The organism is Pseudomonas rosaeacicularis (assembly GCF_057128745.1).
Genome location: NZ_JBSKHT010000013.1, coordinates 158111 through 171062 on the forward strand (window position 1 = coordinate 158111; position 12952 = coordinate 171062).

The window sequence follows — 12952 nt, forward strand, 5'->3', positions numbered from 1 at the left end:
GTTGGACAAAGCGGTGTTCAAACTGGAGTAAAAACGGACATCGCAGCGCATAAAAAAGGCGTACTTGCGTACGCCTTTGCCCATGGGGGAGGCATAAAGTCACACACACCCGTTTTGCGTTACTGAGCTTTCAATTCGATCCGGTAGATCTTGCCCAGCAACAGCGAATAAGACAGCGTCCCGATCAGCGCCACGCCGCCGATAAACCAGAAGGCGTAGGCGAATGTCCCGGTGACGTGCAGGATTTGTCCGATGACGATCGGCGTGACAATCCCGCCAATGTTCGCCGCCAGACTGGTTACACCCCCGGTCAAACCGATCAGCTCTTTCGGCGCGATTTCAGACACAGCGGCCCATGAGGAAGACGCGATGCCCTGAGCGAAGAAAGCGATGGTCAGCAGCGCGATGCAGACTTCGTTGGAGTCAGTGAAGTTGACCAGCATGATCGACATGCCCAGCGCAGAACCCACCACCAACGGCAGTTTGCGAGAGAACGACAGCGAGAAACCGCGACGAATCATCCAGTCAGCGATGAAACCGGCCAACAGCACGCCTACCGTGGCGCCAATGAATGGCAGAACCGCGAAGATGCCGACTTTGACCATGGTCAGATGACGCTCTTCGATCAGGTACGTCGGGAACCAGGTCAGGAAGAAATACAGCGCTGAGGTGCTGGCGAACTTGCCAATGCAGATCGCCCAGATCTGCCGGTATTTCAGCAGCTCGGCGATCTGCGCCCACTTGAATTTGTTTTTGTCCTTGCTGCTTTTGACCAGGCCGCCGCCGTCTTCGATGTAAGCCAGTTCTTCTTTGCTGACCTTCTTGCAGAACAGCGGATCACGGTACAGATAGAGCCAGGCGATCCCGAACACGATGCCGACGATACCGGTGCTGTAAAACACGTGGCGCCAGTCGTAAGTGGTCGCGAGCCATAACAGGCCGCCGGTAAACAGCGCCGTGCCCAAGTACTGACCGCAGACGTAAATGCTGCTGGCCATGCCGCGTTCTTTGGCCGGGAACCACACTGTTACCGCGCGACTGTTGGCCGGAAATGCAGGCGCTTCCATGGCGCCGATGGCCAGACGCAGACCAAACAACGAGGCGAACCCTCCTGCCATGCCTTGGCAAACCGTTACGGCAGACCAAGAGATCAGCGATGCACCATAAGTGAGTCGGGAGCCGAAGCGGTCAGCGAGAAAGCCAGCCGGCACCAACGCAAAGGCGTAAGTCCAGGCGAAGGCGGAAAAGATAAGGCCCATCTCGACTTTGTCCAGACCCAGGTCCTTGGCCATGAACGGTGCGGCGATGGAGATATTCACGCGGTCCACGTAGTTGATGATCGTGGCGATCAGCAACAGGGAAAGCATAAACCAGCGACGGCGAGTAGGGAGGTGAGCCGGTGCGGCTGCAGCGGGTGCGGCGACACGAGCGTCGACCGCCTGAATGTCAGGGGTGCTCGACATGAGAGTTCCTCATTGTTTTTATTGGTATCGGAGAAGCCACTCCAAGTTATCGTACAACCACGCAAATACAATCGATGACTTAGAACGTTTTTGGATTTAAACGCGTCGCGCCTCCTATTTGTCCAAGAAATTCGGCAAGCGTAGGACGCTCATGAACTTGGACTGAATACTGCTTTAACGCTTGAAATAGAGGGGTCGTGCGGTTTTTGGTCAGCCAAATTTTTTTGGACAACGCGGGCAGCGCTCGGCAAAGCATCTTCATGCACTGAGTGGTAGGACGACTGATAATCCTCCGGTCTACGAGTGGGAATTTGCGCTATGCGTGGACAGACCAAACAAGGGACACTGCGAACGGCCACGCTTTGAAGAGGTACCGATTGATGGATTCAGCGACTCAAGTGCCGACTTACGGCATGCAGCAACGCAGCGAGAGGCCCGACTTTTACATTCGTGACAAGAGCGCCCGAAGCGCTGAAACTGGCCCGCATCGTCATGAGTATTTTCAGATTCAGATCAATCTGGGCGGTGATACGGTGCAGCACATTGGCGGCGTGGTCCGGCCGTTTCCGCGACACGCGCTGGCGTTCATCCTCCCGCACAAATTGCATTTGATCCCCCACCCGGACGATGGCAACTTTCTGCTGATCAACTTCGCCCAGACCTTTTTGCTTCCGCAGTTGCAGTGCGATCCGCTGGACCTGGAAGACGTGCCCATTGCCCTGGCGCCGGAGTTGTCGCCCTTTCGTTTTCAGGAAAGCCTGGATTACATCCTCGAGGAAGCAGATTTCGTCGAGATCCACACGCTGCTACAGCGCATGCGCAAGCTGGACCAGCAACGCCAGTTCGGTACGCGGGAGATTCTCAAGGGCTGTTTGTTGCAGCTGATCGGGACAGTGTGCGAACGATTTGCGGAGCCGATCAAAACCCTGGCCGACGACAACGCCGCCGAACGCAGTCGCCGGGATGCGTTGGCGCGAATGTCTGAGTACGTGCGCAAGAACCTCAGCGACCCGGATTTGAACCTGAAGAAAGCGGCGTCGGCGGCGTTCCTGTCGCCCAATTACCTGACGCACTGGCTGCGCAAGGAAGTCGGCAAAACCTTCAGCGAACTGGTACTCGAACGCAGAATGCACCTGGCGCGCACGCTGCTCCTCAATGGCACCAAACCGGTGGGCGAGATAGCGCGGCTGTGCGGCTTCGCCGACGAAGCCTACTTCTCCCGCCGCTTCCGCAACGCCCACGGCATGCCACCGGGGCAGTTCAGGAAGCAGCGGGATTTGTAACGAGCGCCGAATGCTGTAGGAGCCAACTTGTTGGCGAGGCAGTCAATGCGGTGTGTCAGTCATAACGCCTCGCGAACAAGTTCGCTCCTACAGAGATCCGAGCGAGGCAGCCAGGATTTGTAAAGATCGAAACGTGCAGTTGTAGGCGCTGAGGAGCAACGCGAGGCTGCGATTCAATTTGTCTGACATACCGATTCGCAGCCTCGCGTTGCTCGTCAGCTCCTACAGGGACCGCGTAGATCAGGGCATCAGGATTTATCTATTCGAATCGCTTTTTTCTGCGCGATAGAACGCTAAGCTTGGGCTCATGGATGACTCCGACTACCTGCGTCTTCTGACGATCCAAGCCGAACAGGCCAATGCGTTCCTTTCCAATGCGCGCAAGTGGGAGCGTGAGCGCTGGGTTTGTCAGCGCTTGCTGCAAGGCCTGAACATTCCCCATCGCAACGAAGACTTTCTGCCAGCAGGGCAAGAACCACCGGACGTGCTGTTCCGCGATGCCTGCTTTGAGGTGTTCTTCGTACTCGATGAAGGCCGCCGCCTGAACGATGAATGGCGCGAGGAGTTGCAACGTCGGCGCAGCGCGTTCTCGCTCAGCCAACTGGTGCGCCGCGAGGCCAAACCCAAACGCATTCCCGCCTCCGAGTTGCTGCACCGCCTGGCGCCTACCCTGCGAAAGAAAGCCCACAACTACAAAGAGCGCGGCCTGGACCTGAGTGAGCTCGACATCATCGCCTTCGCCAGCCTCAAGCGCGAGGTGCTCGATCTGAACAGCCATTTCCCGCCGCCCACCGAGTACCTGCGCCAGGGCTGGCGCTCGTTATCACTGGTCGGCCCCACGTTTGCCCGCGTGCTGTTTGCCCATCCCGACGCACCGGATTTCCTCAGGACCAACCTGGGCCGCAGCGTAGTGTTCGACGTAGGTATCAGCCTGTGAAATCATCGCACCCCGTAGCTTTCTGAACGCACTCAACGTCCATAAGAGGCTCACATGACCAGCCGCCTGAACCCTGACGACCAAAGACGTGTCGAAGAGTACCTCCAAGCACCCCAGCATCGAGTCGAGCGCCGGCCTTTTCGGCCGTGGATGCTCCTTGTGGTGGTGATTGCAGTGGTGGTCGGGCTGGGCCTGTTGAGCCGTTTGCTGAGTTATCTGACGCTATGAGCTGCCTGGCGCTCGCGCGGATAGACCGCCCAAAGAATTCCTTAAGCCTTATGAGATATCCCCATGACTCATCGTATTGTGATTGTCGGCGGAGGCGCCGGTGGTCTGGAGCTGGCTACCCGTCTGGGTAAAACCCTCGGCAAGAAAGGCGCCGCCAGTGTGGTGCTGGTTGACGCCAACCTGACCCATATCTGGAAACCGCTGTTGCACGAAGTGGCAGCCGGCTCACTGAATTCCTATGAAGACGAGCTGAACTACGTGGCGCAGGCCAAGTGGAATAACTTTACCTTTCAACTGGGCCGCATGACCGGGCTGGACCGCGAGGCCAAGCAGATTCACCTGTCAGCCACCCTCGATGAAGACGGCAATGAACTAGTCCCCGAGCGCAGCCTGGATTACGACTCGCTGGTGATTGCCGTCGGCAGTACGACCAACGACTTCGGCACCAAAGGCGCGGCAGAGCACTGCCTGTTCCTCGACACACGCAAGCAGGCCGAACGCTTTCATCAGCAATTGCTCAACCGCTATCTGCGTGCCCATGCAAGCCAGAACGATGTCGTCGAAGAGATCAACGTCGCCATCGTCGGTGCCGGGGCAACGGGCGTCGAACTGGCGGCCGAGTTGCACAACGCCGCACAAGAGCTGGCGGCGTACGGGCTGGGCCAGATCAAGCCGGAAAACCTGCGTATCACCGTGATCGAAGCCGGTCCCCGAGTATTACCAGCACTGCCAGAACGCATCGGCGGCCCAGTGCACAAGACGCTGGAAAAACTCGGCGTGACCGTGCTGACCAATTCGGCGGTGAGTGAAGTGACCGCCGATGCGCTGATCACGGCGTCCGGTCAAGTGATCCCGGCGACGTTGAAAGTCTGGGCGGCGGGCATTCGTGCTCCGGCGTTCTTGCAGGACATCGCCGGGCTGGAAACCAACCGCATTAACCAACTGCAAGTGCGTCCGACCCTGCAAACGACCCGTGATGACAACATTTTTGCCTTCGGTGATTGCGCCTCATGCCCCATGAAAGGCACCGATCGCAACGTACCGCCGCGTGCTCAGGCAGCGCATCAGCAAGCGTCGTTGCTGGTGAAGTCGTTGAAGCTGCGCATTGAGGGCCAAAGCCTGCCGGAGTACAGCTACAAGGACTACGGCTCGCTGATTTCACTGTCGAAGTTTTCAGCGGTGGGCAACTTGATGGGTAACCTGACCGGTAGCGTGATGCTGGAAGGCTGGCTGGCGCGGATGTTTTACGTGTCGCTGTATCGCATGCACCAGATGGCGCTATACGGCGTGTTCCGCACGGCGATGCTCATGCTCGGCAGCCGGATCGGACGCGGGACGGAGCCGAGGATGAAGCTGCACTAATCCTCGCCTCCCCAAAATCCGGATCAAACTCGGACTAAATGTGGGAGCGGACCTGTCCGCGAAGAGGGCTGCACAGACGCTACATTTTTAGCGCCTGCCAGTCAGTCTTCGCGGACAGGTCCGCTCCCACGAATCCAGGCAATCACCTTAAATCGCACGCCAGCCCAAAACCTTCACGGCAACACCTGCCCTTTGCCCAAATGCTTGGCCTTGTACATCCACCGATCTGCCTCGCGAATAAGCTCATCCGGTGCCTTGCCGGAGCCAGGTTCGTAGATGGAAAACCCGATGCTCGCTTGGGTCGTGATCGAATGGCCCTTGATGATCATCGGCTCAGCAATGGCTGTCAGCAGCTTGTTCGCAACTTCCCGCGCCTCGTTGGCCCCCGGGACTATCCCTTCCAGAATCACGATGAACTCGTCCCCCGCCAGTCTAATCAGACTGTCAGTGCGCCTGACGCTGACTGTCAGGCGCTGGGATATAACGCGCAGCAACTCGTCGCCCGCATCGTGGCCGTAAGTGTCGTTGATGCCCTTGAAGCCATCCAGATCCAGAAACAGCAACGCCAGGAGCATTTTCGAGCGATCCGCCCGGGCCTGGGCGATGGGCAGCAAAGAGTCCAGCGCGCGCCGATTTAGCAGCCCGGTCAAGGCGTCGTGCTTGGCTTCCTGCTCAAGCTCCTTGCGGCCCTGAATGTTTTGGATGATCGAGATGAAATACTCCAGCTCACCGTCCGCCGACAGCTTTTTGGTCACGCTCAAGTCGGCCCATACCGGCTTGCCGTTGTTGTGCAGGTAGCGTTTTTCGAGCTGGTAATGATCGATATCGCCCGCAACCAGTTGCCGTAACAGGCCCATGTCGGCGTTGAGGTCATCGGGAAAGGTGATGTCCTGAAAGGTCAGGCCCTTGAGTTCCTGCACGCTATAGCCCACAAGATCGCACAGCGCCTGATTGACGCTGATCCAGTTGCCATCGGGCGCCACCAACGCGATGCCGACCGAGGCCAACTCGAACATCGAACGATAAGCCGCCTCGCTGGCTTCGAACAGATCATCGGTTTTTTTTGCTTGCGTGCGGACCTGCATCAGGTTTTCGCGCAGCTGTATCTCTCGGCTGACCATGTCGGCCAGATCGCACAGAATGGTGAGCTCATCGTGAGTCAGTACTCGGGGCTGCTCATCAATGGCGCAGAGTGTGCCGACCGCATATCCCTGACTGGTACGTATCGGAACCCCGGCGTAGAAGCGGACGTGAGGGGCCTGGGTGACCAAACAGTTGTCGCTAAAGCGCGCGTCACGCGTGGCGTCAGGCACCACCATCGGTCCGTCCTGCAAAATCGCGTGCGCGCAGAACGCATCGTCGCGCAAGGTTTCGACAACCTCGATGCCCACACGGGATTTGAACCACTGGCGCTTTTCATCGACCAGTGTGACGAGCGCAATTGGCACGTCCAACACCTTGGAGACCAATCGGGTGATCCGGTCCAACGAAGCTTCGGCGGGGGTATCAAGAATCTCAAGCGAACGTAGCGCTTGAAGTCGTTCAGTTTCGTAAAGCGCGACGGGTGCTTTCATAAGAACGACCGGGGCTGACAGTACAGTCGGCAGTCTATACCGCGTGCCGCCTGACGCCCACCCGTCTTGTCCGACACCCAGCTGTAGGAGCCAACTTGTTGGCGAGACGGCCAACGCGGTGTGTCTGTCATTGCGCCTCGCGAACAAGTTCGCTCCTACAGGGCTGTCGACACACCTTTTGCACGCAACAACTCAATAAACTGCGCCAACTCTCGGCTCATCGCTTCGCCCTTGCGCGTCAGCAGTCCGAACGGCGCCATGCGTTCTTCGATTTTCACCGGTAGCGCCTTGACCAGGCCCATCTTCAGATAATCGCGCAGCGCCGACTCGGACAGCACCATGATTGCGTCCGTCAGTTGCACCAGTTGCTGCATCGAATACACCGAGCTGCATTCGATGATGTCCGCTGGCAATGGCAAAGCCAGACGCTCAAGCGCCTGATCGAAAGCGATCCGGGCCGGGCTGCTTTCGGGTTGCAGAATCCACGGCCAGTCGCTGACCAGCTCGGCCCAGTCCAGCTTGCGGCGCTTGGCCAGCGGATGGCCCTGATGCACCACCACCATCAAGCGCTCATTGCCCAGCGGCTCAAAGGCGTAGTGCTCGCGGTCGGTGGTGGCGTTTCGCCGGGCGATCGCCAGATCAATGCGCCCCTGCTCCAGCAATTGAATCACCTGATCGCTGGTGTCGCCCATGATCCGGATGCGCAGCTGCGGATTGAGCGCCTTGATCTCGGCCACGGCATTCATCACCAGATCCGGCGCGGCGCCCATGATCGTGCCGATGGCTAGATAACCGTAGCCACCCTGCTGGCGGGCCTGCATGTCGGCGGCGCAACGATCAAGACCGCTGAGCGCGGACTCGGCAAATCGCAGCAGCTCCTTGCCCAACGCGGTCGGGCGCATGCCGCGCGGCAGGCGCTCGAACAGCTCGCAGCCGAACATGTCTTCAATCTCGCGCAACATCCGCGTCGCTGCGGGTTGAGACATGTGCATGTTCATCGAGGCGCGGTGCAAATTCATGCTTGAGCCCAACACCACCAGCATTTGCAGGTGCTTGTAGCGCAGGCGGCTGAACAGGTGATGGGGCGAGGTGTTTTCGGACATGGAGAATTTTCCGCCATCGATACCGTGAGGGTATCGATCTTAATCTAAAAACGATTGGTCACGCATCGCTGCACGGCAGTACATTCGCATCCACTCCAGCGCTACGCTGGGTGACGCAGTCAATAATTCCAAAAAGGAAACTGCCGTGAACACACTCCCCGCGTCCCTGCTCGCCAAGGTCTCATGGCGGCTTTTGCCCTTCCTGCTGCTGATGTACATCATGGCGTTTCTTGACCGCGCCAACGTCGGCTTCGCCAAACAAGCCTTTCAAGCCGACACCGGCATCGGTGAAGCGGCCTTCGCCTTCGGTGCGGGCGTGTTTTTCGTCGGCTATGCACTGCTCGAAGTGCCGAGCAATCTAATCATGCACAAGATCGGCGCCCGCCTGTGGATGTGCCGGATCATGGTGACCTGGGGTCTGGTGTCCGCTGCGATGGTCTTCGCTCACACCGAAACCACTTTCTACGTGCTGCGCTTTTTGCTGGGCGTGGCCGAGGCCGGTTTCTTCCCCGGCGTCATCCTCTATCTCACCTACTGGTTCCCGCAAGCCGCCCGCGGCAGGGCCATGGGCTTCTTTTATTTTGGTGCGCCGCTGGCGTTCATTTTCGGCAGCCCGCTGTCAGGCTTGTTGCTGGAATTGGACGGCGTATTCGGCAGCCACGGCTGGCAATGGCTGTTCGCGGTCGAAGGTTTGATGGCCACAGTCGTGGGCGTCTGGGCGTACTTTTATCTGGATAACCGCCCTGCCGACGCCAAATGGCTGACCGTCGATGAGCGTCACCAATTGCAGGCAGTCCTCGACGAAGAAGACGCCAGCAAACAAGGTCACGGCAGCGTGCTCAAGGCCATGTGCCAACCGGCGGTGCTTTATCTGTGCGTGATTTATCTGCTGATTCAGGCCAGCGTCTACGGCGTGGTGTTTTATCTGCCGACCCAAGTCGCCGGATTGATGGGCAGCAAAGTCGGGCTGATGGTCGGGTTGGTCAGCGCGATCCCCTGGATCTGCGCGTTGATCGCCGCCTGGCGTGTACCGGCTATCGCTGATCGCACCGGTCAGCGTCGCCTGGTCGCGGCACTGACATTGGTGGTGTCGAGCGTCGGCATCGCCGCTTCGGTCACATTTGCCAATCCGCTGCTGGGCATTTTGGCGCTTTGCTTCGCCGCCTCAGGCTTCATCGCTGTGCAACCGGTGTTCTGGACCTTTCCCGGCAGCTTCCTGGCCGGCAGCGCCGCAGCGGGCGCGATTGCCCTGATCAACTCATTCGGCGCGCTGGGCGGATTCATCGCGCCGATTCTCAAGAATTGGGCCGAAGGCGCTTTTCATTCCCCGACTGCCGGCTTGTATCTGGTGGCCTGCACGACGCTGATCGCTGCCGCGCTGGTGATGGGCATCCGACCGCCAAAACAGACGACACCTCAAAAGCTGCCCACTTTTCAGCACTGATTTCGCCATTTACGACGCAAAGGAGTTCTCCATGAGCACGCCCACCATCAAACACGTCCGCGCTTTCGTTTTGCGGGGCGGTGGCGCCGATTATCACGACCAGGGCGATGGCCACTGGATCGACGATCACATCTCTACCCCGATGGCCAAATACCCGGAATACCGCCAGAGCCGTCGCAGTTTCGGCATCAACGTGCTGGGTACGCTGGTGGTTGAAATAGAAGACTCGGCCGGTAACGTCGGCTTCTCGGTCACGACAGGCGGTGAGCCTGCGGCCTACATCGTCGAGAAGCACCTAGCGCGTTTTCTCGAAGGCGCGAAGGTCACTGACATCGAAAAAATCTGGGACCAGATGTACCTGTCCTCGCAGTACTACGGGCGCAAAGGGCTTGTGATCAACACCATTTCCGGCATCGACCTGGCGCTGTGGGATTTGCTCGGCAAAGTCCGTCAGGAACCGGTTCATCAATTGCTCGGCGGCGCGGTGCGTGACGAATTGCAGTTCTACGCCACAGGCGCGCGCCCAGATCTGGCGCAGAAAATGGGTTTCATCGGCGGCAAGCTGCCACTGCATCACAGCCCGTCCGAAGGCGAAGAAGGCCTGCGCAAAAACCTTGAAGAGCTGGCGGTGATGCGCGAGCGGGTCGGCAAGGACTTCTGGCTGATGCTCGATTGCTGGATGAGCCTGGATTTGAACTACGCGACCAAACTGGCCCACGGTGCTCATGAATTCGGCTTGAAGTGGATCGAAGAAGCGCTCTCCCCCGACGATTACTGGGGCTACGCCGAACTGCGCAAAAATGTGCCCAAGGGCATGTTGGTCACCACCGGTGAGCATGAAGCCACGCGCTGGGGCTTTCGCATGCTGCTGGAAATGGGGTGCTGCGACATCATCCAGCCGGATGTTGGCTGGTGCGGCGGGATCACCGAGCTGATCAAGATTTCGGCGCTGGCCGACGCGCACAACGCGATGGTCGTGCCCCACGGATCCTCGGTCTACAGTTATCACTTCGTCGCCACACGGACCAACAGCCCGTTCGCCGAATTTCTGATGATGGCGCCCAAGGCCGACGAAGTGGTGCCGATGTTCCACCCGCAATTGCTGGGTGAGCCGGTGCCGGAAAACGGCCGCATGCGCCTGTCAAAACTCGATCAGCCCGGCTTTGGCGTGACGCTTAATCCTGAATGTCAGCTACACCGTCCATACACGCACTGACAGGGAATTTTTATGAAAATGCCTCACAACGCGTTCAAAACCGCGCTGGCCAAGAACGAACCGCAGTACGGAATCTGGGCCGGTTTCGCCACCGGTTACGCGTCGGAAATCGTCGCCGGGCTGGGTTACGACTGGATGTTGATCGATGGGGAGCATGCGCCCAACACCGTGCCGAGCATTTTGTCCCAGCTGCAAGCGGTCGCGCCCTACTCCACCGCGCCAGTGGTGCGCGCAGTGACCGGTGATGCGGTGCTGATCAAGCAATTGCTGGATGTTGGCGTGCAGACGCTGATGGTGCCCATGGTCGAATCTGCCGAACAGGCCCGCGCTCTGGTGCAAGCCATGCGCTACCCGCCCCACGGCATACGGGGCGTCGGCGGCGGCCTGACCCGGGCAACCCGCTGGGACGCCGTGCCTGATTATCTGAATACAGCGCATGAAGAACTTTGCCTGATCGTTCAGGTGGAATCGCGCAAAGGTGTGGAAAACGTCGAAGCCATCGCCGCAGTCGAGGGCGTGCACGCGGTATTCATCGGGCCTGCCGACTTATCCACAGGGCTGGGCCACATTAACAATCCCTCGCACCCCGAAGTGCAGGAGAAGATTCGCCACGCAGTCGACGCAACACTGGCAGCCGGTAAAGTGTGCGGCATCCTCGCTCCCGCTGAAGAAGACGCGCGCCGCTACCTGAGTTGGGGCTGCCAGTTCGTCGCCGTGGGCATCGACATCAGCCTGTTGCGCCAGGCCGCAAAAGCCAATCTGGCGCTCTATCGCGACACCCCAAACGCACCCGCGCCGTCGCGCACTTATTGATTGCTCAATGATTTGAAAGGGAGTCTGCCAATGTCCTCCGTCCCCGTTTACCAGAACTATATAAACGGCCAGTTCAGCAACAGCGCCGAACATTTCGACGTCACCAACCCAGCCACTGGCGCTGTGCTGTCGAAAGTGCCGGCCAGTGACAGCAACGAAGTTGATCGCGCCTTGGCTTCAGCCCGCGCCGCCCAGCAAAATTGGGCACGCAAACCGGCCATCGAGCGCGCCGGCTACTTGCGCAAGATCGCGAACAAACTGCGGGAGAACGTCGCCCATCTGGCACGCACCATTACGCTGGAGCAAGGCAAGATCAGCGGGCTGGCGGAAGTCGAAGTCAATTTCACCGCCGACTATCTGGACTACATGGCCGAGTGGGCGCGCCGCATAGAAGGCGAAATCATCACCAGCGACCGCCCCGGCGAAAACATTTTCTTATTCCGCAAGCCGTTGGGCGTGGTGGCCGGGATTCTGCCGTGGAATTTCCCGTTCTTCCTGATCGCCGCAAAATGGCCCCCGCGCTGATCACCGGCAACACCATCGTGATCAAACCCAGCGAAGAAACCCCGAACAACTGTTTCGAGTTCGCCAAGCTGGTGGCCGAAATCGACCTGCCACCCGGCGTGTTCAACGTGGTCAGCGGCGATGGTCGGGTTGGCGCGGCGTTGAGTGCACACAAGCAGGTGAACATGATCAGCTTCACCGGCAGCGTCGAAACCGGATCACGCATCATGGCCGCCGCCGCCAGCAACATCACCAAACTGAACCTGGAACTGGGCGGCAAGGCGCCCGCCATTGTGCTGGGTGACGCCGATATCGATCTGGCGGTGAAGGCCATCAGGGATTCTCGGATCATCAACACCGGGCAAGTGTGCAATTGCGCCGAGCGGGTGTACGTGGAGCGACGTGTGGCTGATGAGTTCATCGGCAAGATCACGGCTGCGATGGCGGCGACTCGTTACGGCGATCCGCTTGCGATGGCTGATGCGGAGATGGGACCGCTGATCAACCGTCAGGGTCTGGACAGCGTGGCGGCGAAAGTCAAAACCGCGCTGGCACAAGGCGCGGAGTTGGTGACAGGCGGATCGGTTGCCGACCTGAAACAGGGCTTCCACTATCAACCGACCGTGCTGACCGGCTGTCGCGCTGACATGGAAATCATGCGCAAGGAGATCTTCGGGCCGGTGCTGCCGATTCAGATCATCGACGACCTGGATGAAGCCATTACCTTGGCCAATGACTGCGAATACGGGCTGACGTCATCGATCTACACCCGCGACCTGGGCAAGGCGATGCACGCGATTCGCGAGATTGATTTTGGTGAAACCTACGTCAACCGCGAAAACTTCGAGGCGATGCAGGGTTTCCATGCCGGCGTGCGTAAATCCGGAGTGGGCGGCGCGGATGGCAAGCATGGGCTTTATGAGTACACGCATACGCATGCGGTCTACATACAGAGCTGATGTAACGCGTGACCTGTAGGAGCGAATTTATTCGCGAGAGGCCGGTACAGATGACTCGCTTCACCG

10 protein-coding genes and 1 pseudogene are annotated in these 12952 nt (G+C 59.0%); 8 read left to right on the forward strand and 3 right to left on the reverse strand.

All coding sequences use genetic code 11. From position 1 onward, the window contains the following. Positions 1–119 precede the first annotated feature (119 nt). Positions 120–1463 (reverse strand): MFS transporter, encoded by a 1344-nt coding sequence (locus ACWKWM_RS18135; RefSeq protein WP_483847464.1) that lies wholly within the window; start codon positions 1461–1463, stop codon positions 120–122. A 380-nt stretch (positions 1464–1843) separates the two neighbouring features. Between ACWKWM_RS18135 and ACWKWM_RS18140 the strand changes: the two genes are divergently transcribed. From ACWKWM_RS18140 to ACWKWM_RS18155, 4 genes are all read left to right on the forward strand, one after another. Further along, the gene (locus tag ACWKWM_RS18140; protein ID WP_483847465.1) at positions 1844–2746 is read left to right on the forward strand and encodes a helix-turn-helix transcriptional regulator; all 903 of its coding nucleotides are present in this window, start codon (positions 1844–1846) and stop codon (positions 2744–2746) included. Positions 2747–3053: 307 nt separating this feature from the next. Further along, positions 3054–3683, forward strand: a complete 630-nt coding sequence (locus tag ACWKWM_RS18145) for a DUF1780 domain-containing protein (protein ID WP_483847466.1) — start codon at positions 3054–3056, stop codon at positions 3681–3683. A 54-nt stretch (positions 3684–3737) separates the two neighbouring features. Continuing rightward, positions 3738–3911 carry a DUF3094 family protein gene (locus ACWKWM_RS18150; RefSeq protein WP_483847467.1) on the forward strand — a complete coding sequence of 58 codons (174 nt, stop codon included), beginning with the start codon at positions 3738–3740 and terminating at the stop codon, positions 3909–3911. Between the two features lie 63 nt (positions 3912–3974). Beyond that, positions 3975–5273: an NAD(P)/FAD-dependent oxidoreductase gene (locus tag ACWKWM_RS18155; protein WP_483847468.1), complete on the forward strand. Its 1299-nt coding sequence runs from the start codon at positions 3975–3977 to the stop codon at positions 5271–5273. Positions 5274–5446: 173 nt separating this feature from the next. Here ACWKWM_RS18155 and ACWKWM_RS18160 read toward each other — a convergent pair whose 3' ends face one another. Both ACWKWM_RS18160 and ACWKWM_RS18165 read right to left on the reverse strand, forming a co-directional pair. Then, positions 5447–6847: a diguanylate cyclase domain-containing protein gene (locus ACWKWM_RS18160; RefSeq protein ID WP_483847469.1), complete on the reverse strand. Its 1401-nt coding sequence runs from the start codon at positions 6845–6847 to the stop codon at positions 5447–5449. A gap of 155 nt (positions 6848–7002) precedes the next feature. Then, positions 7003–7950 carry a LysR family transcriptional regulator gene (locus tag ACWKWM_RS18165; RefSeq protein ID WP_483847470.1) on the reverse strand — a complete coding sequence of 316 codons (948 nt, stop codon included), beginning with the start codon at positions 7948–7950 and terminating at the stop codon, positions 7003–7005. A 145-nt stretch (positions 7951–8095) separates the two neighbouring features. On the opposite strand from ACWKWM_RS18165, the gene ACWKWM_RS18170 reads away from it, so the two are divergent. From ACWKWM_RS18170 to aldA, 4 genes and pseudogenes are all read left to right on the forward strand, one after another. Continuing rightward, the gene (locus tag ACWKWM_RS18170; RefSeq protein ID WP_483847471.1) at positions 8096–9394 is read left to right on the forward strand and encodes an MFS transporter; all 1299 of its coding nucleotides are present in this window, start codon (positions 8096–8098) and stop codon (positions 9392–9394) included. Positions 9395–9425: 31 nt separating this feature from the next. After that, the gene (gene rhmD / locus ACWKWM_RS18175) at positions 9426–10610 is read left to right on the forward strand and encodes an L-rhamnonate dehydratase (protein ID WP_483847472.1); all 1185 of its coding nucleotides are present in this window, start codon (positions 9426–9428) and stop codon (positions 10608–10610) included. Positions 10611–10622: 12 nt separating this feature from the next. Continuing rightward, positions 10623–11423, forward strand: coding sequence for an aldolase/citrate lyase family protein (locus ACWKWM_RS18180; RefSeq protein WP_483847473.1), 801 nt, complete (start codon positions 10623–10625; stop codon positions 11421–11423). A gap of 30 nt (positions 11424–11453) precedes the next feature. Further along, a pseudogene (gene aldA, locus ACWKWM_RS18185) lies at positions 11454–12886 on the forward strand (aldehyde dehydrogenase). The last annotated feature ends 66 nt before the right edge of the window (positions 12887–12952 follow it).